The organism is Sphingobium indicum B90A (assembly GCF_000264945.2).
Taxonomy (GTDB): domain Bacteria; phylum Pseudomonadota; class Alphaproteobacteria; order Sphingomonadales; family Sphingomonadaceae; genus Sphingobium; species Sphingobium indicum.
Map to the genome: position 1 here is coordinate 3,242,501 of NZ_CP013070.1, position 21,587 is coordinate 3,264,087.

The window sequence follows — 21,587 nt, forward strand, 5'->3', positions numbered from 1 at the left end:
CCGGGGGACCAGCGTCCGTCTATGTTGGCGACCGTCGTTTCCGCCGTCCCAGTGGGGCAGCGCCGCGTCGGTGAAGGCGCATATATGGAGGGCAGTCCGGACCGTCAAACCCTTTTTGCAATTTTATTTCAGAAATTTTCGGACTTGGCCGATAGAAGAACGCCGCGGCCATGAACGGTCCGGAAAACAGGAATGAAGATGAGTTTGCAGGACGCCGACGCAGGCGACGCCGGTTTCGGCTCAAGGATAAGAAGCGCGATCCTCTGGCGATCGGGCAGCCAGATCGTGGCGCAGATGCTGAGCTGGGTCGTGACATTGGCGGTGATTCGGCTGCTCGATCCCGCCGATTACGGCCTGTTCGCGATGACGCAGGTGATCCTGAACTTCGCGACCTTCCTCAACGGCTATGGGCTGGTGAGCGCGCTGGTGCAGTCGGAGACGGTCGAGACGCACAAGCTGCGGCAGGCATTCGGCATCATGCTGCTGCTGAACGGCGGGCTCGCCCTGGCGCAGCTTGCGGTCGCGCCGCTGGCTGCGGCCTATTATGAGCAGCCCATGGTTGCGGACCTGCTGCGGGTGCAGGCGCTGCTCTATCTGTCCACGCCCTTCATCTCGATTCCCGAAGCGATCATGGGGCGGGCGATGGATTTCCGGCGGCCCGCGCTGGTCAACCTGATCGCGGCGGTGGCTTCGGCGGCGGTGGCGCTGACGGGTGCGCTGTCGGGCTGGGGCGTGTGGACATTGGTGTTTGCGCCTATCGCGGGATTCTGGGTCAAGGGGATCGGCTATGTGCTGGCGACCGGGTTCATGCCCGTTCCCAGCTTCGATTTTCGCGGGACCGGGGCGATGGTGGCCTATGGCGCGTCGCTGCTGGGCGGGCAGTTGTTCTGGATCGTGCAGAGCCAGGCCGACATCTTCATCGGCGGGCGCGTGCTGGAGCCGCATCAACTGGGCCTTTATGCCGAGGCCCTGTTCCTGACGCAGATCTTCGTCAGCAAGTTCATCCCGCCGCTGAACGACGTGGCCTTCCCAGCTTATGCGCGGATGCAGAAGGATCCGTCGCGAATCGCCTGGTCCTTCTGCAAGGCGGTGCGGCTGCTGCTGCTGATTAGCTGCCCCGTCTATCTGGGGATGGCCGTGACGGCGGGGCCGCTGGTGGAGACGCTGTTCGGCGCCAAGTGGCGGGACATGGCGCCCCTCGTCGCGATCCTGGCGCTCGCCATGCCGTTCATGACGTTGCAGGTGATGTTCGCGCCGGTCAGCAATGCGCTGGGCCGGCCGGGGACGACGGCGCGGATCGCGGCAGTAGGCGCGGTGCTGATGCCGGCCGCCTTCCTCATCGGGATTCGATTCGGGGCGATCGGGCTGGCCTGGGCATGGCTTTTTGCTTTTCCGATCCTCACGCTGATCACTGCCCGGCTGGCGGGCGCGCCCATGGGCTTGCGGCTGATCGACCTGGCGCGGGCAGCGGCGCCGGGGCTTGGCTGTTCGCTGCTGATGGCGGCGGCGGTGATGGGGATCGACCGGCTGCTGCCGCCTCTCGCCGCGCCGATTCGGCTGGGGATATTGGTGCCGGCGGGCGGGCTGGCCTTTCTGGCCGCGCTGATGCTGTGCGCGCATGGGACGCTTATGGAACTGGTGGCGCTGGTAACGCGGCGGGCGCCGCCGGTGGAGGCGCCGGCCTGAGACGGATCAGGCCGTCTGGATATAATCGCGCAAGGCGGCCGCTTCGGATTCTATCGAATCTATGCGGAACTTCACCAGATCGCCTATCGACACCAGCCCCACCAGCGCGCCGTCGACCACGACGGGCAGGTGCCGGATGCGCCGTTTCGTCATCAGCGACAGGCAATGGTTGACAGGCGTCCGGTCGTCCGTGGTGATGGCCGGGGCCGTCATGATCTCCCCCACCGGGCGGTCCAGCACCGCCGCGCCTTCCTGCGCCACGCGATAGGCCAGGTCGCGTTCGGAGAAGATTCCCACTACCTCGCCGTCGTCCACCACCGGCACGCAGCCGATCCGCCGCTGGGCCAGCAACCGCACCACGGACAGCACCGTGTCGCTCGATTGCACCTGGACGACATCCTGTCCCTTGCGTTGCAAAATCGCCGCGATCGTCATGGTCCGTCTCCCTGCCTGTCGACTAAATGCCTGTCGACTAAATGCCTCAGTCCCTTGATGATCCCACTTTCACGGCCCAAAGGAAAGGGATGACGCGCAGACAAGCTCTTGACGATCCGGAGATAGCCAGGGTCGCCTGGCGGCGGTTCCGCCGCATCATGGCGTGGATGGCGCTGACCGGCGCGCTATGCGTGGGGGCGGCGCTGCTCTTTCTGCGCTGGTGGGCGGGGCCGATGCCGATCCACATGGTCATCGCGACGATATTGGGCGTCTGGTTGACGTTCATGCTGGGGACGGGCCTGATGGCCCTGGCATTTCTGTCCAGCGGAACGGGACATGACGAACAGATCATCGACCGCATGAAAGACGAGGTTCCCGACAATGACTGACCAAAGGGGCGAAGTGGTGTTGCGCGTGATGCCGCGCATGGCGGACATCAACAGCAACGGGCATATTTTCGGCGGATGGGTGTTGAGCCAGATGGATATCGCCGGCGGCATCATCGCCGCCCGGATCGCACAGGGGCCGGTCGCCACGGTGGCGATAGAGAGCATGACCTTCATCGCCCCGATCCTGTTGGGCGACATCGTGTCGGTCTATGCCCATGAGGAGCGGCGGGGGCGGACGTCGGTCGCCATCCGGATCGACGTGGTCGCGACGCGGGGACGGCAGGGAAGGGAGGTGGGGCTGACGAGCGGCCTGTTCACCTTCGTCGCGCTGGACGAAAATCATCGGCCGCGTCCGCTGCCCCCCGCCTGATCCGGCAGGGCCGACGAAAGCAAAAAGGGAACGGCGCGACGGCGCCGTTCCCTTTTTGCTTTCGTCGGCCCTATTCCCGCCCGCTCCGGGGCAGGATCGGAGCCTTATTCGGCCGCTTCAGCAGCGGGCCGGGCGCGGCGGGTCCGCTTGCGCGGCGCTTCGGCGGCGGCGTCCGCATCATTGTCGGCGCGCGCGATGGACGGCGGCAGCACGGCCAGGTCCAGACCGCCCTGCCCTTCCTCCTTCGTCGCCGCCTTGCGCGGGCGACCGCGGCGGGCGCGGGGGGCATCCGCCTCGGACTGGGCTTCCGGGGCCGGCTGAACGGCGGCAACCGGCTCGGACGCGGCTTCGGCCTGCCGATGTTCCGCGACTTCCTCGCCTGCCGCTTCCTCTACCGAAGGACGATCCCGGCGCCGTTCGTTGCGGTCATTGCGGTCCCGCCGGTTGCGGTCGTTCCGACCTTCTCGATAGTCGCGCTGTTCGTCCCGCCGGCGATCGAAATCCTGTCCGCGGTCGGTCGCCTGATCGGCGCGCGCGTCCTCGCCCGCTTCGTCGGCGGCGTCGAAATCGTCGAAACTGTCGTCGAAATTCTCGTCCCGGGGGCGGAAGCGCTGTTGCTGCTCCTCCTGCCGGGCGCGGTTGTCGGCAAGCACGCGGAAATAATGGTCGGCGAATTGCAGATAATATTCCGCATTGACCCGATCGCCCGCCATCTGGGAATCGCGCGCCATATTCTTGTATTTTTCAAGAAGCTGGGCCGCATTGCCGCGTGCGCGGCTGTCGATCCGGTTGCCATTGTCGCCGCCGCCCCGATTGCCACCGTTGGGCCGGCCATTATTGTTGTTCCGGCCGCGATTCCGGCGACCGGCCTGCCTGTTGTTGATCAAGAGCTGATCCTTGCGTTCACTTTGCCATCATTCACGGAAAAACACTGTTCAGTCGCATCCTTCAGCACGGCCTGACCATCAGGCCGGATAAGGCTCCGCCAGGCAGGGGCCGAGCGATCGGCCTATGCCCTTGACCTGCCAGAGGCGCCTGCGCAGCAGCGCCGTCGTGACTTTGAAGGAGCGGGAAAACGGCCTTTCCTTGTCGCGGCCCCACGGGGCAGATCCTCAGGATAGTGCCGTCCCTAAGCTCCATGTAGTGGCTTCCCCGCCATAAACCAAGCAATTTTAGCTTGTGCGGCCGCAAATCCTTCGTCGCGTCAGGCGGATAGGGCCGGGGTCGCGACCAGGCAGCGGTCATGACCGGCGAGATCGCGGCGCACCGCCACGCTAAATGCTTGATCGGCAAGCAGGGCGGTGACGCCGATCCGCTGGTCATAGCCGATCTCGATGGCGGCCATCCCGTCCGGCGCCAGCAGCCGGGGCAGCATCGGCGCGATCCGCCGATAATCGTCCAGCCCCTCCGCGCCCGCGAAAAGTGCGCCTTCGGGTTCATGGAGGACATCGCCCGACAGCGCGGCATCGCGGGCGATATAGGGCGGATTGATCAGGATCAGGTCGAACGGGCCGTCCACTCCCTCCGCCCAGTCGCCTGTCCTGAAATCGGCGCGTCGGCTGAGGCCCAGGCGATCGGCATTGCCCTGGGCGATCGCCAGCGCCGCCGGTGAAATGTCTATGCCCACGCCGCTCGCCCGCGGCCATTGGCTGAGCGCGGCGAGCAGCAGCGCGCCCGATCCGGTGCCGAGGTCGAGGATGCGGGCAGGACTCCGCGTGCCGAAATGGTCGAGAGCGGCCTCGATCAGCGTCTCGCTGTCCGGGCGGGGGATGAGGACGTCGGGCGTGACGTGCAGGCTGATCGTCCAGAAATCGCGGGCGCCGGTGATATAGGCGATGGGTTCGCCGGTCAGGCGGCGTTGGAGCAGGGATTCGAATCCAGGCGGGATGCTGAGGTCGCGCTGGCGGAGCAGGAGGGCGTTGCGGTCGATCCTGAGCGCGTGGGCGAGGAGCAGTTCGGCGTCGAGGCGTGGGGTGGCGCTGATGGCAGTCAGGCGTTCGGCTGCCTCTCGCAAGGCGGCGGCAACCCCCATGGTCGTCATTGTTGAGGGGACGACGGGGTCACGCCACGCCGTCGAGTTGGGCGAGGCGGGCGGCTTCGTCCTCCGCCACCAGCGCGTCGATGACTTCGGACAGGCCCGGTCCTTCCAGTATTTCGGGCAGGCGGTGCAAGGTCAGGTTGATGCGGTGGTCCGTCACCCGGCCCTGCGGGAAATTATAGGTGCGGATGCGTTCGGAACGGTCGCCGGAGCCGACCATCGCCTTGCGCGCGCCCGCCTGTTCGCTCTGGGCGCGTTCGCGTTCCACTTCGTAGATGCGGGCGCGCAGCACCTGCATCGCCTTCGCCTTGTTCTTGTGCTGGGATCGCTCGTCCTGCTGCGTCACGACGATGCCGGAGGGCAAGTGGGTGATGCGCACGGCGGAGTCGGTGGTGTTGACATGCTGGCCGCCCGCGCCGGACGCCCGGTAGATGTCGATCTTGAGATCGCTGTCGGCAATCTGGACGTCGACCTCCTCCGGTTCCGGCAGCACCGCGACCGTAGCGGCGGAGGTGTGGATGCGGCCGCCGCTTTCGGTGACGGGGACGCGCTGGACGCGGTGGACGCCGCTTTCGAACTTCAGCTTCGCAAAGACGCCGATGCCGGTGACGCTGGCGACGACTTCCTTGAAACCCCCGACTTCGGATGCGTTGGCGGAGATGAGTTCCATCTTCCACCCCTGCGCGTCGGCATAGCGTTGGTACATGCGGAACAGGTCGCCCGCGAACAGGGCGGCTTCGTCGCCGCCGGTGCCTGCGCGGATTTCCAGCATGGCCGGGCGGGCGTCGGCGGCATCCCTGGGCAGCAATTGCAGCGCGAGGGCGCGTTCGGCGTCGGGCAACCGGCTCTTGATCAGTTGCATCTCTTCCTGCGCCATTTCGCGCATCAGCGGATCGGCATCCGCATCCTCGCCGCCCGCCATATATTCCAGCGCGCTCAGTTCCTGGCGGAGGCGGCGGACCTCATGGGCGGCCTTGGCCACCGGCTCGATCTCCGCATATTCCTTGGACAGCCGCACGAACTCCTCCGGCGCGAGGTCGGCACGCGTCATCGACGCCTGCACCTCGTCCCGGCGCGCTTCGATCTGCGCGATGCGTTCGGCGGAGATGTGCATTATGACTTCAACAAAACGCCAAAATCAGCGAACTTCTTCTCATCTTCGTCGAGTTGCACAACAATCATCGCTTGATTGAGAAATGCCGCAGCATCCTGCTCCGCAAGCAAGAAATCCTCGTGCGGACTCGCCCGACCACGCTTTACGTCGATGAAAATAGGATTCCAATTCGGTCGAGGATTCGGTGACCTTCGAATCACGAAAAGAAGTTCCGGATTTCCAGATTGCGCCTTGTCGAATCGTTTCTTGCGAGAACCGCCTGAAATGGAGTCGGCAGGGATACCTGCTCGCCTAAGAGCGGTTGTGACTTTTATAATGTCGGCTTCGAGGTCGTCCGCCTCTGAAAACACAACAACCTTGGGACGCTCTACCGCAGGTACATCGATCAGCATCGCCAGCCGCTCGATCCCTGCCGCCCAGCCGACCGCCGGGGTGGAGGGGCCGCCGAGATTCTCGATCAGCCCGTCATAACGCCCACCGCCCAATACCGTGCCTTGCGCGCCGAGCCGGTCGGTGATGAATTCGAACGCAGTGTGGCGATAATAATCGAGGCCGCGCACCAGACGGGCGTTGCGTTCCCACGCCACGCCCGCCGCATCGAGGCCCGCCGTCACCTTTTCGAAGAAGCTGCGCGCTTCGTCGGTGAGATAGGCGTCGATGTCCGGCGCGCTGTCCGCCACCGGACGGTCGCGTGGGTCCTTGCTGTCGAGGATGCGCAACGGATTGCGGTGCAGGCGATCGAGGCTCTCTTCCGAAAGCTGATCCCGATGCGCCTCGAAATGCGCAATCAGCGCGGCGCGCCAGGCTTCGCGGCTCGGCCCGTCGCCCAGCGTGTTCAGGTTGAGCGTCACGCCTTCCGTTATGCCCAGTTCGCGCAGCAACTGGTCGGCCAGCACCAGCAGTTCCACGTCCGCGCCCGGCTCGCCCGCGCCGATGATTTCGGCGTCGAGTTGGTGGAACTGGCGGAAACGGCCCTTTTGCGGGCGCTCGTAGCGGAAGAGAGGGCCGTGGGTCGCGACCTTGAGCGGCGCATATTGCTGCCAGCCTTCGGTGATGTAGGCGCGGGAAATGCCTGCGGTGAATTCGGGGCGCAGAGTGATGCTGTCGCCGCCGCGATCCTCGAAGGTGTACATTTCCTTGGAGACGACGTCGGTGCTTTCGCCCAGCGACCGCGCGAACACCGCCGTCGATTCGAAGACGGGCACTTCCACCCGCTGGAAACCGTAGAGCCTGCGCACCCGGTCGAAGGTCGCGACGACATGGGCGAAGCGTTCCTGGAACGCTTCGTTCGTGCCGCCCAGCATGTCCTGCGTGCCGCGCACCGGGCGCGGGGTTTCGATCTTCGCCATGGGGCAGCGCCTTTAACGATAAAGACGCGCCAAGGAAACGCGCTTTTTTATCGTAAAATATCCCAAGAAGAGTTGGGGGTGGACGAGAGCGGAATGGCTCGCCATGCTGTTGTTATACGGTCGTTCGGCCACACCCGTTTTCGGAGATGTTCATGATCCGCAGCCTTGCTGCCGCCCTTTTCCTTTCCACGGCCATTTCAGGACCGCTGATCGCGCAGGACGCGATCCGGTCCAAACCGACCGCCCTGCCGGTCGACAATGCCGCGCCCACCCCCAAGGATGTCCCCTATCCCGGCGGCACCATCAGGCTGGAGGTCGACGCCACCGACACGGTGCAGCGCATCTTCCGAGTGAAGGAGACCATTCCGGTCGCCGCCGCCGGGCCGATGACGCTGCTGATGCCGCAATGGCTGCCGGGCAATCACGCGCCGCGGGGGCAGATCGAGAAGCTGACCGGCCTGACCTTCACCGCCGACGGCAAGCCGCTGGCGTGGAAGCGCGATCCGCTGAACGTCTTCGGCTTCGTGATCGACGTGCCGCAGGGGGTGAAGCAGGTCGTCGCGTCCTTCCAGTTCCTGTCCGCCACCCAGTCCAATCAGGGCCGCGTGGTGGTGACGCCCAAGATGCTGAACATCCAGTGGGAGTCGGTGTCGCTCTATCCGGCGGGCTATTATACGAGGGCGATCCCGATCCAGGCGACCGTGACCTATCCCGACGGCTGGCAGGCGGCGACGGCGCTGCGCGGCAAGAAGACGGGCTCTACCGTCGCCTATGAGACGATCGATTATGAGGCGTTGCAGGATTCGCCGGTTTTCGCGGGCCTCCATTTCAAGCCGGTCGATCTCGGCCATAATGTGACGCTCAACATCGTCGCCGACGATGCGGACGAGCTGGACGCCAAGCCGGACCAGATCGCGAAGCACAAGAAGCTGGTCGATGAGGCGGGCGCGCTGTTCGGCGCCTATCATTTCGACCATTATGACTTCCTGTTCGCCATCACCGACGAGATGGGCGGCATCGGGCTGGAGCATCATCGTTCTTCGGAAAATCAGGTCGAGCCGGGCTATTTCAAGAAATGGGGCGATGGTGAGGCGCTGCTGGACCGCAACCTGCTGCCGCATGAATTCACCCATAGCTGGGACGGCAAGTTCCGCCGTCCCGACCTGCTGTGGACGCCCGATTTCAACGTGCCGATGCAGGATAATCTGCTGTGGGTCTATGAGGGGCAGACGCAATTCTGGGGCTATGTCCTGGGGGCGCGGTCCGGGTTGTTCTCCAAGCAGGAGACGCTGGACGCCTATGCCCATATCGCGGCCAAGCTGGACACGGCGCGGGGACGCGAATGGCGGCCGATGGAGGACACCACCCATGATCCCATCATCTCCGCCCGGCGGCCCAAGGGCTGGTCGAGCTGGCAGCGGTCGGAGGATTATTATAATGAAGGGCTGATGATCTGGCTGGAGGCGGACGCCATCATCCGCCAGCAGACAAGCGGCGCCAAGGGCCTCGACGATTTCGCCAGGGCGTTCTTCGGCATCAATCCGGGCGACTGGGGACAGGTCGTCTATAATCGCGGCGACGTGATCAGGACGCTGAACCAGGTCGCGCCCTATGACTGGGCGGGATTCTTCCAGAAATATGTCGACGGCACGACGAAGGAGACGCCCAAGGGCGGCTTCACGCTGGGCGGCTACAGGCTGGTCTATGGCGATACGCCGGGCGCCATCACCAAGGCGGCCGAGGGGTCCGGCAAGTTCACCGACCAGAGCTTCGGCATCGGCCTGATCGTCAAGAATGACGGCGAGATCAGCAATGTCGTCTGGGACAGCCCGGCCTTCAAGGCGGGTCTTGCCATCGGCTCGAAGATCGTCGCGATCAATGGCGACGAATATTCGGGCGACGTGTTCAAGGCGGCGATCAAGTCCGGAAAGCCGCTCCAGATCATACTTAAGCAGGACAAATATTATCGCACTTTGAGCCTCGCTTATTCCGGCGGCCTGCGCTATCCGCGCCTCGAAAAAATGGGAGAGGGTGAAGGCAGCCTGGACCGGCTGCTGAAACCGAAAACATAATCGCCCGCAACGACCACTGCGTTTACAGAGGCTTATAGTCCATGAATATCGAACTGATCCCGGTCGGCGACGATCCGCCCAACAGCCTGAATGTCATCATCGAGGTTCCGGTGGGCGGCGAGCCTGTCAAATATGAATTCGACAAGGCGTCGGGCGCGCTGTTCGTGGACCGCATCCTGCATACGCCGATGCGCTATCCGGCCAATTACGGCTTCGTGCCGCATACGCTGTCGCCCGACGGCGATCCGCTGGACGCGCTGGTCATCGCCCGCTCGCCTTTCGTGCCCGGTTCGGTGGTGCGCGCCCGTCCCATCGCGGTGCTGAACCTGGAAGACGAGGCCGGCGGCGACGAGAAGCTGGTCTGCGTTCCCGACAACAAGACCTTTCCCTATTATAGCGACGTCGATGAAAAGGACGACCTGCCCGGCATCGTGATGGAGCAGATCGAGCATTTCTTTACCCACTACAAGGATCTGGAAAAGCAGAAGTGGGTGCGGATCGGCACCTGGGGCGGCGCGGAAGACGCCAAGCGCATCACCCTGGAAGCGATCGAACGCTACAAGGCTGGGAAGCAGGCCGCCTGAGGCGCTGCGCGATGCTGAATGAAGAAGGGGCCGCGCAGACGATCTGCGCGGCCCCTTCTTCCTATATGCGGATGGTCCAGGACAGGCTTTTTCGCACGATGTTCTAGGGTGTTTCGATCTGATTGAATCAGATCGCCGCTCTGGATTCCTTGTTTTCCGCGGTTTCTTAATCAGCGAGGTTCGATCGCTTGGAAATCGCTCTAAAACGGCCGAATATCAGAACACCGGCCCCTGCACCGGCCCCTTGGGCGCGGTCGTCGTCTTGGCTGCGCTCAGCGCTTCGACCAGCCCCGGCGTGCGGTTGTCCCGCTGCGCATAGTCCCGCGCCGACATGCCCGCGATGGTGTCGCGCCTGTCGGGATTGGCCCCCTGCGCCACCAGCAGCCGGACCAGCCCGACATCGCGAAGCTGCACCGCCCGGATCAGCGGCGTTTCGCCGCTGCCATTGGCCTTGTCCACTTGCGCATTATAGGTGAGCAGGCTGCGCGCCCCCTCCTCGAACCGGGCCTGCACCGCATCCATCAGCGGCGTGTTGCCGTTATTGTCGGTCAGGTTCGGGTTCGCGCCCTTGGCAAGCAGGAAGGTCAGCCATGTATTGTCGCGCCGGGCGATGACCAGGTGCAGCGCGGTGTCGCCCGTGGTCACGTCGCGGCTGTTGATGACGGTGGAGCCGGGCTTCTGGATCAGGTCGGTCACCTTCTGCCCGTCGGCATCCTTGACCGCCTTCAGGAAGTTGTAATTGTCGGAAAACTGCGCCCGCGCAACCATCGGCGCCGCGACCGGCGACAGCAGCGCCAGGGTCAGAGCGGCGGCGCGGCCAACGCCCATCCAAGCCGGAAAACGTCCTGTCATTCTATCCATAGCCCCGTTGGGATTTGCAAATCGGGCCATAGCAGGGCATGGCTGGCGGCGCCATGAACAAAGCGCTGATTTCGCTCACCCTGCCGTTCGCCGCCCTGCTGGCAGCCTGTAATATGGGGGCGGGAGGCAATGCATCAAGCGGCGACGACAGCGCCCAGGGCGACCTGCACGGGGCCAGCATCGGCGCGCCCTTCACGCTGACCGACCAGGACGGCAAGAAAGTGCGCTGGGACGATTTCAAGGGCAGGTACCGGCTGGTCTATTTCGGCTATACCTATTGCCCCGACGTCTGCCCGGTCGACCTGCAACGCATCCTGCAGGGCTTCGCGAAATTCGAGAAGGCGAAACCCGCCCTGGCGGCCAGGGTCCAGCCGATCTTCATCAGCGTCGATCCGGATCGCGACACGCCCGCCGTCCTCAAGACCTATGTCGCGGCCTTCCACCCGCGCCTGATCGGCCTGACCGGCACGCCCGACGAAATCGCCAAGGTGGCAAAGGATTTCGTGGTCCTCTACAACAAGGAAGAGGCGAAGGGCGCGAGCGGCTATCTGGTCAGCCACAGCCGCACCCCCTATCTTTTCGGCGGCGATGGGGAGCCGGTCGCGCTGGTGCCGGTGGACGATCCGGGAACCCCGGACGCGGATGAAGGCGATCCCGCGAAGGTGACGGCCTTCCTCGAAAAATGGGTGAAGTGACGGTTGGACTTCTGGGAAAAGCCCCTCGACAAACTGGACCGCGCCGAGTGGGAAGCGCTGTGCGACGGCTGCGGCAAATGCTGCCTCCACAAGGCGGAGGATGAGGATACCGGCCGCATCTATCCCACCAATGTCGCCTGCCGCCTGCTTGACCGGCACAGCGGCCAATGCACCAACTACAAGGAACGCCGCCGCTTCGTGCCGGATTGCGTGCGCCTGACCCCCGCGAAGGTGAAGACGATAGGCTGGCTGCCCCGCACCTGCGCCTACAGGCTGCGCGGCGAGGGCAAGCCGCTGCCGCAATGGCATTATCTGGTCTGCGGCGACCGGGAAGCGGTGCACCGGGCGCAGGAGTCCGTGCGCGGCTGGACCGTTGCGGAGGCGGACGCGGGCGATTGGGAAAATCACCTTGTCGACAGAGAGCTCTGACGCTGTCCTTGTCGTCGACGGCGTCGCCGTTCCGGTGCGGGTTCGCCGGTCGGCGCGGGCCAGGGCCTATCGGCTGTCGCTCGATCATGCGCGCGGCGAACTCAGGCTATCCCTGCCAACCCGCGCCAATCTGAAGCGCGCGCTCGGCTGGGCGCAGGAGCATGAAGGCTGGGTCCGTTCGCAGATGGCGCGCCGCCCGGCGCAGGTGACGCTGGGCGACGGCGCCGTCTTTCCGCTGGAGGGGCGGGATGTGCGCATCCGCTGGGTGGAGGGCGCGTCGCGCACGATCCGGCTGGAGGGCGACCGGCTGCTGCTCGGCGGCGCGGCGGAATCGGTCGGCCCCCGCGTGCTGCGCTGGCTGAAGATGCGGGCCAGGGCGGTGCTGGAGACCGAAAGCCATGAAATGGCGCGGGACAATGGGCTGATCGTGGCGTCGGTCGGCATCGGCGATCCGCGCAGCCGTTGGGCGAGTTGCGCCTCCAGCGGGGCGATCCGCTATAGCTGGCGGCTGATCCTCTGCCCGCCGGAGGTGCGGCGGGCGACCGTGGCGCATGAACTGGCGCATCTGCTGCACATGGACCATAGCCCCGCCTTCCACGCGGCGCACAAGCGGATATTGGGGGACGATCCCCGCCCGGCGCGGGCCTGGCTGCGCGAGCATGGAACCGCGCTGCACCGCTTCGTCGGGTGACAGGCCCGCCGGGAAACGGCGCTGTCCGACGGCGACGATGCCGGACAGCCATGCAAAGACCATCGGGCCGACGCGGACGCCTTCGCACGGGTAAGCGGCATGCTCCCGCGAACAGGCGGGTGGCTCATGAGCGCCGTCCCGCCGCCCGGACCTCGCGGCGCGGACATGGTCAGGGGTCGCCCGACCGGCTGATGCGGGTGGTTAGCCGTCATTCCCCCTCCCGCAGGCGGGAGGGGGTCAGGGGGTGGGCTGGCGCGACATAAGCGGCTATTTCCATCGGCTAAGCCGGAAGCTCCCCCGGATCAAGTCCGGGGTCGCGCCCACCCCTAACCCCTCCCGTTTACGGGAGGGGAATGTCTTGGGATGGCCAATATCCGGCGCGACTCAGATCAGCCGGTCCGCCTCCAGCGCGGCGGCAACCGAATCGCGGGCGCGGGGCAGGCGGGCGTGCAGCCGCGCATCGGCTTCGGCCAGCCGTTCCACGCCCGCCGTCAACTGCTCCTCCGACAGGGTGAAGGGCAGGCGCAGGAAGCGCTCGAACGCGCCGCTCACGCCAAAGCGCGGCCCCGGGGCCACGCGCACGCCGTGGCTCTCCGCGATGGCGGCCAGCGCCGTCGCCTCGCCGCGCGGCAGCTCCGCCCATAGCGACAGGCCCCCCGCCGGAGATTCGGCGCGCCAGTGCGGCAGGTGCCGTTCGATCAGCGCCAGCAGATGGTCCCGGCGCCCCCGCAGCATCGCCGCGCGCGGGCCAAGCCCTTCATCGCCGTCGATCAGATGGGCGACGGCAAGCTGCTCCACCACCGGGCTGGCCATGTCCATCGTCGTGCGCAGGCGGCCCAGCGCGGCGACGGTCTGCGGGTCGGCGCGAATCCAGCCGACGCGCAGCCCGCCCCAGAAGATCTTGCTGGCCGAACCCAGGGTGATGACTTGCCGCCCGGAAGGATCGTGCACGGCGACCGGCGGCGGCGGCATGTTGTCCAGGCCCATCGCGGCCATGGTCTCGTCGATGATCAGCGGCATATGGCTGCGCGTCGCCGCCGCCACCAGCGCGCGGCGGGTGCCGGGGTCCATGCTGCGTCCGGTGGGATTGTGGAAATCCGCGATGATATAAGCGAAACGCGGGCTGGTCTGGCGGAAGGCCGCCTCCATCGCGTCGATGTCCCACCCCTGCGCGGGCAGGCCGACAGGCACCGGCACGACATGGGCGCGCTGCAGGGCCTGGATCGCATTATGATAGGTGGGATGGTCGATCACCGCCCGGTCGCCCGGCCCCGCCAGCCAGTGCAGCAGCAGCGAAAATCCCTGCTGGGCGCCGTTGGTGACGATGATCTGGTCGGGACTGGTGGGGCATCCCCGCCGTTCATAATAGGCCGCGATCGCCCGGCGCAGCGGCGGCAGGCCCAGCGGATCGTAACCCAGCTCGCCCAGAAAGGCGGGCAGCGCCTCCACCGCCGCCTGATAGGCGCGGCCCACGCCCGGCGCGGCGGGCAAGGCGGCATGGGTCCAGTTCAGGATGTTGCCGCCGCCGATCGTGTCGATTTCCGGCAGGGCCTGGTCCATCCGTCCGGGCGGCAGGCGGGTGACGCTGCCCGACCCCTGCCGGCTTTCGAGGAAGCCTTCGTCGCGCAGCCGGTCGAAGGCGGCGGCGATGGTCGTGCGGCTGAGGCCCAGCGCGGCCGCCAGTTCCCTTTCCCCCGGCAGGCGGACGTTCAATCCCACGCGCCCGTCCAGCACCAGCATCCGCAACGCCTGCGCCAGTTGGCGATAGGCGGGTTCGGCGCTGTCCTCGGCGCGCCAGGCGCCCAGCAGGCGAAGCAGGGAAGGGGGCCGCAGGAGGGAAGTGGACATGGCGATAAATTCCAATCCGAAGAATGAGGGGGCCACTTATCCGATAGTGGCCGTTTTGTAAAAGGCCATTTCGGGTGATTTCAGCCGCCATGTTGATGCACCGCCGCCTTTTCCAGCTTTTCTGGGGACTTGGCCTCTATGGCTTCTCCATGGCCCTGATGCTGCGCGCCGATCTGGGGCTGGACCCCTGGGACGTGCTGCATCAGGGGCTGGCGCCGCGACTGGGCCTGAGTTTCGGCATGACGGTCAATCTGGTCGGGGCGATCGTCCTGCTCCTCTGGTGGCCGCTGCGCCAGCGGCCCGGCCTCGGCACCGTCTGCAACATAGCGGTGATCGGGACGGCGGTGGACATCAGCCTCCTGATCCTGCCGACGCCGGAGGGCCATGCCATGCGTTTCGCCTGGCTGGCGACGGGAATCCTCCTCAACGGGATAGCGGGCGGCGCCTATATCGGCGCGGGGCTGGGGCCGGGGCCGCGCGACGGGCTGATGACGGGTTTCTGCCGCCGCACCGGATTGCCGGTCAAATGGGTGCGCACCGGCATCGAGATCGGCGTGCTGGCGGCCGGCTGGCTGCTGGGGGGCACGGTCGGCCTCGGCACTTTGCTCTATGCGGCGACGATCGGCTGGATCGTGCACCATGCCTTGCCCTTCTTCGCCATAGCCGCGCGCGAACGTCCCGCGCCTGCCTGATCCGGTTGCCCCCTGACCGGCCGGCATGGAGCCCCGCCGGCCGGTCCCTTTTATCGCTCGCGGCTATCGACTGGGGCGGCGAATGCCATATGGAGGGCGCTCACGATCATGAGGAGAGCCTGGTGGCGACCGACCTGTACGACCTGACCGTTCCCGTCTTCATCCGGGGCCTGCGCAATCTTTCCGCCATCCTGGAGAAGGGCGCGGCCTATGCGGAAGAAAAGGGGATCGACCCGCTCACGCTGACGCAGGCGCGGCTCACGCAGGACATGGCCCCGCTCGCCGCGCAGGTGCAATATGCCAGCGACAGCGCGAAGGGGGCGGTGATCCGCATCGGCGGGCTCGATCCTGTGCCGATGCCCGATACGGAGCAGAGCTTTGCCGACCTCCAGGAACGGATCGGCAAGACCGTCGCCTTCCTGGAATCCGTGCCGCGCGATCGGATCGACGGGCGGGAGGACGCGCAAGTGGTGCTCAGGACGCCGCGCGGCGACTTCTCCTTCACCGGGCGCAGCCATGTGCTGGGCTTCTCCATGCCCAATTTCCACTTCCATGTGACGATGGCCTATGCGCTGCTGCGGCAGGCGGGCGTGCCGCTGGGCAAGCTCGATTATCTGGGCGGGCTTTAATTTCCTCCCCTCCCGCAGGCGGCAGGGGAATATTTTAGGATGTCTAACCTGCGATCAGCCTGATCGCAGCGCTGGATACCCAGCCGCTGAGGCAGGGGCCGTCATAGGGCTGCTTGCGGTCCACCGGTTCGGAAACGCCGCAATCCACCGGAGCCGTCGCATTGTCGGCAGGAGGCTCAGGGACCAGCACGACCCCCAGCCATTTCTGGTCGAGGCTGCGGGTGCAGACCCAGGCGCGGGCGCCCTCCGCCATGCGGGCGATTTCCCGGGCGTCCGAAAAGGGCGCGGCCCGTACCGGCGCTCCTCCGGCGCCCACGCGCGCCGCCTGCCCCATAGCGCCGCAGGCGTCCAGACGCGGACCGTCCTCCCCGATGGTCACGGGTCGGACGAGGCGCGATTCCAGGCGGGTTTCCGGCACATCCTCCCGCGCCGCGCCGGCCAGGGAACTGTTGGGCAATTCCTCCAGCACGTCGCTGCTTTTCGAGCAGGCGGCGAGCATCAGGGCCAGGGCAAGGACAATGCGCATAGCCGCCTGATAGACCCTGCTCTCCACGGGCGATAGCCGCCATGTTTCGCTTTAGTTTGCCGGCCCTTTTCCCTATATGCTCGGATATGAGCGAGGAAAGTCAGAACAACCCCAACAGCAATGCCTATGGCGCCGACAGTATCAAGGTCTTGAAAGGGCTGGATGCCGTGCGCAAGCGGCCCGGCATGTATATCGGCGACACCGACGACGGCTCCGGCCTGCACCATATGGTGTTCGAGGTCAGCGACAATGCCATAGACGAGGCGCTGGCCGGCCATTGCGACCGCATCCTGATCACGCTCAACCCCGACGGATCGGTCAGCGTCGAGGATAATGGCCGCGGCATCCCCACCGACATCCACAAGGAAGAGGGCGTGTCGGCGGCGGAGGTCATCATGACCCAGCTCCACGCCGGCGGCAAGTTCGAGAACACGTCTGACGACAATGCCTACAAGGTGTCGGGCGGCCTGCATGGCGTGGGCGTTTCCGTGGTGAACGCGCTCAGCGAATATCTGGACCTCAACATCTGGCGGGACGGCAAGGAGCATTATATGCGCTTTGCCTATGGCGACGCGGTCGCGCCGCTCAAGGTGATCGGGGACGCGCCTGCGGGCAAGAAAGGGACGAAGGTCACGTTCCTCCCCTCGACCGAGAAAGTGCCCGGCGACGGCGGCACCTTCAAGAACCATACCGAGTTCGATTTCGAGAAGCTGGAGCATCGCTATCGCGAACTGGCCTTCCTGAACTCCGGCGTGCGGCTGTTCCTGGTCGATGCGCGGCATGAGGAGAAGAAGGAGATCGAGCTGTTCTACGAGGGCGGGATCGCGGCCTTCGTGAAGTGGCTGGACCGCAACAAGCAGCCGCTGATGCCCGATCCCATCGCCATTTCGGGCAGCCGCGACGATGTCACCATCGACGTCGCGCTGGAATGGAACGACAGCTATTATGAAAATGTCCTCTGTTTCACGAACAACATTCCGCAGCGGGACGGGGGCACGCACCTGGCCGCCTTCCGCGCCGCGCTGACGCGGACGCTCAACAATTATGCGGACAAGTCGGGGCTGCTGAAGAAGGAGAAGGTCTCGCTGACCGGCGAGGATATGCGCGAGGGGCTGACCGCCATCGTGTCGGTGAAGCTGCCCGATCCCAAATTCTCCTCCCAGACCAAGGACAAGCTGGTCTCGTCCGAAGTGCGCCAGCCGCTGGAAAGCCTGATGGCCGACAAGATGGCGGAATGGCTGGAGGAAAACCCCCAGCATGGCCGCATGATCGTGCAGAAGGTGATCGACGCCGCCGCCGCGCGCGAGGCGGCGAAGAAGGCGCGGGAACTGACCCGGCGCAAGGGGGTGATGGACATCGCCTCGCTGCCCGGCAAGCTGGCCGACTGCCAGGAACGCGACCCCGCCAAGTCCGAACTCTTCCTGGTCGAGGGCGATTCGGCGGGCGGCTCGGCCAAGCAGGGGCGCAACCGGCACAATCAGGCGATCCTGCCGCTGAAGGGCAAGATCCTGAACGTCGAGCGCGCCCGTTTCGACCGGATGCTGTCGTCCAAGGAGGTCGGCACGCTCATTCAGGCGATGGGCACCGGCATCCGCGACGATTTCAACCTGGAAAAGCTGCGCTACCACAAGATCGTCATCATGACCGATGCCGACGTCGACGGCGCGCATATCCGCACGCTGCTGCTGACCTTCTTCTACCGCCAGATGCCGCAGATCATCGAGGCGGGGCATCTCTATATCGCGCAGCCGCCGCTCTACAAGGCGACGCGGGGCCGGTCTGAGGTCTATCTGAAGAATGAAGCCGCCCTGGAAAATTACCTGGTCGACAATGGCGTCGAATCCATGGCGCTGGAAACGACCAGCGGCATGCGGTCGGGCGAAGACCTGCGCAGCCTGATTGAACATGGGCGGCGAATCCGGGCGGTGATGCGCTATGTGCCGCGCCGCTACAATCCCGCGATCATCGAGGCGCTGGCGATCAACGGCGCACTCGATCCGGAACTCAGCCATGACGCGCAGGCCGAACGGCTGGCCAACACCGTCCGATGGATGGACGCCCAGGACGATGAGGGCAGGTGGAGCGGCCGGATCGCGGAGGAGGGCGGCTTCCATTTCGAGCGGCTTTGGCGCGGCGTCACCGACCATCACATGATCGAGGCGGGCTTCATCGGGTCGGCCGAAGCGCGCAAGCTGCACGCCATCGCAGCCGAGGAGGCGGACAGCTATCGCACCTCCAGCCGCCTGGTGACGGCCAAGGCGGCGGCCGCCGCCGAGGAGGCCGGGGAGGATGAACTGCCGGTCGCGACCAAGGGGTCGGCCACGGTCACGCGGCCCAGCGAATTGCTGGAGGCGATCCTGGCGGCCGGGCGCAAGGGGCTGGCGATCCAACGATATAAGGGCCTTGGCGAGATGAACGCGGAACAGCTTTGGGAAACCACGCTGGACCCCGATAACCGCTCCATGCTGCGCGTGGAGGTCGAGCAGGCGGACGTCGCAGACGAAATCTTCACCCGGCTGATGGGCGATGTGGTCGAACCGCGGCGCGAGTTCATCCAGGACAACGCGCTGAACGTCGCCAATCTGGACGTCTGATCCGATGGAGCGGGTCCGTTGCGCCTGGGCTGGATCGGACCCGCTTTATTGCGCCTATCATGACAGCGAATGGGGCGTGCCGGAGCGGGATTCGCGGATGCTCTGGGAAACGCTGATGCTGGAGGGCTTTCAGGCGGGGCTGAGCTGGATCACCATATTGCGCAAGCGGGAGACGTTTCGCGCCGCCTTTGCGGGGTTCGATCCGGACAAGGTTGCGCGCTTCGACGGGGCCGATGTCGAACGTTTGATGGGCGACCCCGGCATCATCCGGGCGCGGGCGAAAATCGAAGCGACGATCGGAGGCGCGCGGATTTTCCGCGACATGCGGGAACGGGGCGAGGATTTTTCCGCCTATGCCTGGGATTTCGTCGGGGGCGAGCCGATCCGGAACGACGGCCTGACCTTCCCCGCCAGGACCGACCTTTCGGAAGCGATTTCCAAGGACCTCAAGAAGCGCGGCTTCAAATTCGTGGGACCCACCATCGTCTATGCATGGATGCAGGCCGTCGGGATGGTGAACGATCATGCGGTGGATTGCTTCCGGCGGGATGAGGTCGGCAAGGCGTGAGACGGGGCTTGCCGCTGGCCTTGCTATATGCGCTGGCGGGGTGCGGCGGCGATGAGACGCCCGCAGCCAATATCGCGCAGCCTCACGCCTCCACGCCGATAGCCATGCCGGCCCCGACACTGCGCCAAGACGCTGAAAATAGGGCAAAAATGGTTCCGCGTGAAACGGGGGAACGCGCGCCCGTCGGCCCTCCGCCCGTCAAGCATTATGCGGACGAGGACTATCGGGCGATCGGGACCGAGCCCTTCTGGGCCGTGACGGTGAAAGGATCGACCGCCGTGCTGGAACGTCCGGACAAGGCGCCCGTCCGCTACGCCATAACCCGCAACGACGACAAGCGGGCGCTCCGTTTCCTGGGCGAGGGTTTTTCCATGACCGTAACCGAGGGACCATGCAGCGACGGCATGAGCGATGCGCTATGGTCGGATCGCGTGGCGGTGGCCTTTGGCGAAGGGACTCTGAACGGCTGTGGCGGCCTGAGGGACGATCTGGACGAGCCGTGACCCTCGAACGAGGCCCATGACTCGCTACAACCATTTTCAGGCCGCCGCGGCTGAATGTCGATCGGCCCTAAGCCCGTTTTAGAATTTGAAGATCGTGCCCAGATAGACAGCCTGGGCATCCTGCCGGTCGTCGGTCATCGGCGTCAGTCGTCCGGCGAAGCTGTTGTTATAGCGCACGCCCGCCGTGACGTTCAGATTGCGCGTCAGCGAATAGGAACTCGCCAGATCCAGCGAATAATCCTTGTCCGCGCTGGGGTTGCGGATCGTCGCGGCCGGTTCGCGGCGGCTTTCGATCAGCACCTTGGTGCTGAAACGGTCCTTGCGGCCCTGGTCCAGCGAGAAATTCCTGGCGCCGGCCATCGGCTCCACCGCGACCGGGTCCAGTTCCTTGCGGCCCACCGCTTCGGGCAGGGCGAACTTGCGCCAGTTGTGCGCGCTGTTCAGGCTGAAGGCGACCGGCGCGATATTCACCGGGTCCAGCGTCCGGCTGACCGCCACGCGATCGTTCAGGTCGGCGGCGCGCACCATGACCGTGACCGAACGCTGGCCGCTCAGCGACCCGCTGGTGGGGGTGAAGCGGAAATTCTGGCGACTCGCGGATGCGGCGATCTTCGCATAGGCGGCCGCCAGGCGCGGATCCTTGGTCGTCGGCGTGAAGGAGGATATGCTGCCAAGCGCGCCCAGCGAAACCGGGGTTTCGGCGCGCATGCGGACCAGGTCGGCGGCCGCGCCGATGGCAGGAGACAGCATGAAGCCGGCCACGGCGACCGCCGAGCCTGCCAACGCTATATGTCCCCTTTTCAGGCGCATGATCCGAATCTCTACCCCGCCGACTATTTTCTATGGTCCTTCATATACGCAAGGCTTTGGAATTGGTAGAGCGCCGCCGTTTTTTGTCGAAGCTGTTGCACGGAACACACAGGACTCGCCCTGGTTGCATGACGGGTCGTCGTCGCGCCGTTCCGGAGTCCCCCTTGCCCATTGCCGCCGGTCCTCTATAGAAGCGGGGCGTTTACTTGTTTGATGGGACAATAATGATGGTCCGCCGCCTTTCTTCGCGCCTTTCCGCCGGTCTGCTGCTGGCTGCACTCCTGCCGCTCGCCGCCTGCGGGGGCGGCGCCAAGGACCGCCCGAAGGCGGACCTCGCCGCATCGAAGGTGACGACCATCGGCGTCAACGCCTATCTGTGGCGCGCCAGCCTGGACACGCTGTCCTTCATGCCGATGGTGCAGACGGATTCGAACGGCGGCGTGATCGTCACCGACTGGTACGCCAATCCGAACAGCCCCAATGAGCGGATGAAGCTGACGGTATCGATCCTCGACCAGGATCTGCGCGCCGACGCGCTGCGCGTCGCGGCCAGCCGCCAGGTCAGCCAGGGCGGCCAGTGGGTCGACGTGCCGGTGCAGGCCGCAACGGTGCAGAAGCTGGAGGAGATCATCCTGACCAAGGCCCGCGACCTGCGCCGCATGGCGATTGCTGGCTAAAGGCCCTTTCCGTCACCTGTTTTGAAC

The 21,587-nt window shown here is 65.5% G+C and carries 23 protein-coding genes; 14 read left to right on the forward strand and 9 right to left on the reverse strand.

From position 1 onward, the window contains the following. Positions 1 to 198 precede the first annotated feature (198 nt). Positions 199 to 1,686: a lipopolysaccharide biosynthesis protein gene (locus SIDU_RS15725; RefSeq protein ID WP_025772819.1), complete on the forward strand. Its 1,488-nt coding sequence runs from the start codon at positions 199 to 201 to the stop codon at positions 1,684 to 1,686. Between the two features lie 6 nt (positions 1,687 to 1,692). Here SIDU_RS15725 and SIDU_RS15730 read toward each other — a convergent pair whose 3' ends face one another. After that, positions 1,693 to 2,121: a CBS domain-containing protein gene (locus tag SIDU_RS15730; protein WP_007689239.1), complete on the reverse strand. Its 429-nt coding sequence runs from the start codon at positions 2,119 to 2,121 to the stop codon at positions 1,693 to 1,695. Between the two features lie 89 nt (positions 2,122 to 2,210). Here SIDU_RS15730 and SIDU_RS15735 point away from each other — a divergent pair, with 89 nt between their 5' ends. After that, the gene (locus SIDU_RS15735; RefSeq protein WP_007689240.1) at positions 2,211 to 2,510 is read left to right on the forward strand and encodes a hypothetical protein; all 300 of its coding nucleotides are present in this window, start codon (positions 2,211 to 2,213) and stop codon (positions 2,508 to 2,510) included. After that, entirely contained in the window at positions 2,503 to 2,880 is a 378-nt protein-coding gene (locus SIDU_RS15740; protein WP_007689246.1) for an acyl-CoA thioesterase, read from the forward strand. The genes SIDU_RS15735 and SIDU_RS15740 overlap by 8 nt, the downstream gene beginning before the upstream one ends. Before the next feature lie 104 nt (positions 2,881 to 2,984). Here SIDU_RS15740 and SIDU_RS15745 read toward each other — a convergent pair whose 3' ends face one another. The 4 genes from SIDU_RS15745 to hisS form a co-directional block, all read right to left on the reverse strand. After that, positions 2,985 to 3,767 (reverse strand): DUF4167 domain-containing protein, encoded by a 783-nt coding sequence (locus SIDU_RS15745; RefSeq protein WP_007689247.1) that lies wholly within the window; start codon positions 3,765 to 3,767, stop codon positions 2,985 to 2,987. Between the two features lie 317 nt (positions 3,768 to 4,084). Continuing rightward, complete coding sequence (prmC, locus tag SIDU_RS15750) at positions 4,085 to 4,912, reverse strand: peptide chain release factor N(5)-glutamine methyltransferase (protein WP_007689248.1); 828 nt, start codon at positions 4,910 to 4,912, stop codon at positions 4,085 to 4,087. 28 nt (positions 4,913 to 4,940) lie between these two features. Continuing rightward, positions 4,941 to 6,032, reverse strand: coding sequence for a peptide chain release factor 1 (prfA, locus tag SIDU_RS15755; RefSeq protein WP_007689250.1), 1,092 nt, complete (start codon positions 6,030 to 6,032; stop codon positions 4,941 to 4,943). Further along, complete coding sequence (hisS, locus tag SIDU_RS15760; RefSeq protein WP_007689252.1) at positions 6,032 to 7,381, reverse strand: histidine--tRNA ligase; 1,350 nt, start codon at positions 7,379 to 7,381, stop codon at positions 6,032 to 6,034. Before hisS ends, prfA begins: the two co-directional genes overlap by 1 nt. Before the next feature lie 152 nt (positions 7,382 to 7,533). Here hisS and SIDU_RS15765 point away from each other — a divergent pair, with 152 nt between their 5' ends. Next, entirely contained in the window at positions 7,534 to 9,453 is a 1,920-nt protein-coding gene (locus SIDU_RS15765; RefSeq protein ID WP_007689254.1) for a M61 family metallopeptidase, read from the forward strand. Between the two features lie 41 nt (positions 9,454 to 9,494). Beyond that, positions 9,495 to 10,037 (forward strand): inorganic diphosphatase, encoded by a 543-nt coding sequence (ppa, locus tag SIDU_RS15770; RefSeq protein WP_007689259.1) that lies wholly within the window; start codon positions 9,495 to 9,497, stop codon positions 10,035 to 10,037. A gap of 216 nt (positions 10,038 to 10,253) precedes the next feature. On the opposite strand, the gene SIDU_RS15775 is transcribed toward ppa, so the two are convergent. Further along, positions 10,254 to 10,889, reverse strand: coding sequence for an ankyrin repeat domain-containing protein (locus tag SIDU_RS15775; RefSeq protein WP_233431843.1), 636 nt, complete (start codon positions 10,887 to 10,889; stop codon positions 10,254 to 10,256). Between the two features lie 47 nt (positions 10,890 to 10,936). Here SIDU_RS15775 and SIDU_RS15780 point away from each other — a divergent pair, with 47 nt between their 5' ends. Genes SIDU_RS15780 through SIDU_RS15790 form a run of 3 tightly spaced genes read left to right on the forward strand, consistent with a single transcriptional unit; the run spans position 10,937 to position 12,713 of the window. Further along, positions 10,937 to 11,593 (forward strand): SCO family protein, encoded by a 657-nt coding sequence (locus SIDU_RS15780; protein ID WP_013038730.1) that lies wholly within the window; start codon positions 10,937 to 10,939, stop codon positions 11,591 to 11,593. Positions 11,594 to 11,596: 3 nt separating this feature from the next. Then, complete coding sequence (locus tag SIDU_RS15785) at positions 11,597 to 12,022, forward strand: YcgN family cysteine cluster protein (RefSeq protein ID WP_007689265.1); 426 nt, start codon at positions 11,597 to 11,599, stop codon at positions 12,020 to 12,022. Further along, positions 12,003 to 12,713: a M48 family metallopeptidase gene (locus SIDU_RS15790; RefSeq protein WP_031293533.1), complete on the forward strand. Its 711-nt coding sequence runs from the start codon at positions 12,003 to 12,005 to the stop codon at positions 12,711 to 12,713. The genes SIDU_RS15785 and SIDU_RS15790 overlap by 20 nt, the downstream gene beginning before the upstream one ends. Positions 12,714 to 13,097: 384 nt before the next feature. Here SIDU_RS15790 and yczR read toward each other — a convergent pair whose 3' ends face one another. Then, positions 13,098 to 14,561 (reverse strand): MocR-like transcription factor YczR, encoded by a 1,464-nt coding sequence (gene yczR / locus SIDU_RS15795; protein ID WP_007689269.1) that lies wholly within the window; start codon positions 14,559 to 14,561, stop codon positions 13,098 to 13,100. Between the two features lie 89 nt (positions 14,562 to 14,650). Between yczR and yczE the strand changes: the two genes are divergently transcribed. Further along, positions 14,651 to 15,253 carry a membrane protein YczE gene (yczE, locus tag SIDU_RS15800; protein WP_025772805.1) on the forward strand — a complete coding sequence of 201 codons (603 nt, stop codon included), beginning with the start codon at positions 14,651 to 14,653 and terminating at the stop codon, positions 15,251 to 15,253. A gap of 122 nt (positions 15,254 to 15,375) precedes the next feature. Beyond that, positions 15,376 to 15,882: a DUF1993 domain-containing protein gene (locus SIDU_RS15805; protein ID WP_025772804.1), complete on the forward strand. Its 507-nt coding sequence runs from the start codon at positions 15,376 to 15,378 to the stop codon at positions 15,880 to 15,882. A gap of 43 nt (positions 15,883 to 15,925) precedes the next feature. On the opposite strand, the gene SIDU_RS15810 is transcribed toward SIDU_RS15805, so the two are convergent. After that, the gene (locus SIDU_RS15810; RefSeq protein WP_007689275.1) at positions 15,926 to 16,408 is read right to left on the reverse strand and encodes a hypothetical protein; all 483 of its coding nucleotides are present in this window, start codon (positions 16,406 to 16,408) and stop codon (positions 15,926 to 15,928) included. A gap of 86 nt (positions 16,409 to 16,494) precedes the next feature. Here SIDU_RS15810 and gyrB point away from each other — a divergent pair, with 86 nt between their 5' ends. Genes gyrB through SIDU_RS15825 form a run of 3 tightly spaced genes read left to right on the forward strand, consistent with a single transcriptional unit; the run spans position 16,495 to position 20,073 of the window. After that, positions 16,495 to 19,002: a DNA topoisomerase (ATP-hydrolyzing) subunit B gene (gyrB, locus tag SIDU_RS15815; protein WP_007689277.1), complete on the forward strand. Its 2,508-nt coding sequence runs from the start codon at positions 16,495 to 16,497 to the stop codon at positions 19,000 to 19,002. Positions 19,003 to 19,006: 4 nt separating this feature from the next. Further along, positions 19,007 to 19,570, forward strand: a complete 564-nt coding sequence (locus SIDU_RS15820) for a DNA-3-methyladenine glycosylase I (RefSeq protein WP_007689279.1) — start codon at positions 19,007 to 19,009, stop codon at positions 19,568 to 19,570. Positions 19,571 to 19,578: 8 nt separating this feature from the next. Continuing rightward, positions 19,579 to 20,073 carry a COG3650 family protein gene (locus SIDU_RS15825; protein ID WP_007689282.1) on the forward strand — a complete coding sequence of 165 codons (495 nt, stop codon included), beginning with the start codon at positions 19,579 to 19,581 and terminating at the stop codon, positions 20,071 to 20,073. A 78-nt stretch (positions 20,074 to 20,151) separates the two neighbouring features. Here SIDU_RS15825 and SIDU_RS15830 read toward each other — a convergent pair whose 3' ends face one another. After that, entirely contained in the window at positions 20,152 to 20,883 is a 732-nt protein-coding gene (locus SIDU_RS15830; protein WP_013038720.1) for a hypothetical protein, read from the reverse strand. 227 nt (positions 20,884 to 21,110) lie between these two features. Here SIDU_RS15830 and SIDU_RS15835 point away from each other — a divergent pair, with 227 nt between their 5' ends. After that, positions 21,111 to 21,560 (forward strand): DUF3576 domain-containing protein, encoded by a 450-nt coding sequence (locus SIDU_RS15835; protein WP_025160613.1) that lies wholly within the window; start codon positions 21,111 to 21,113, stop codon positions 21,558 to 21,560. Positions 21,561 to 21,587 lie beyond the last annotated feature (27 nt).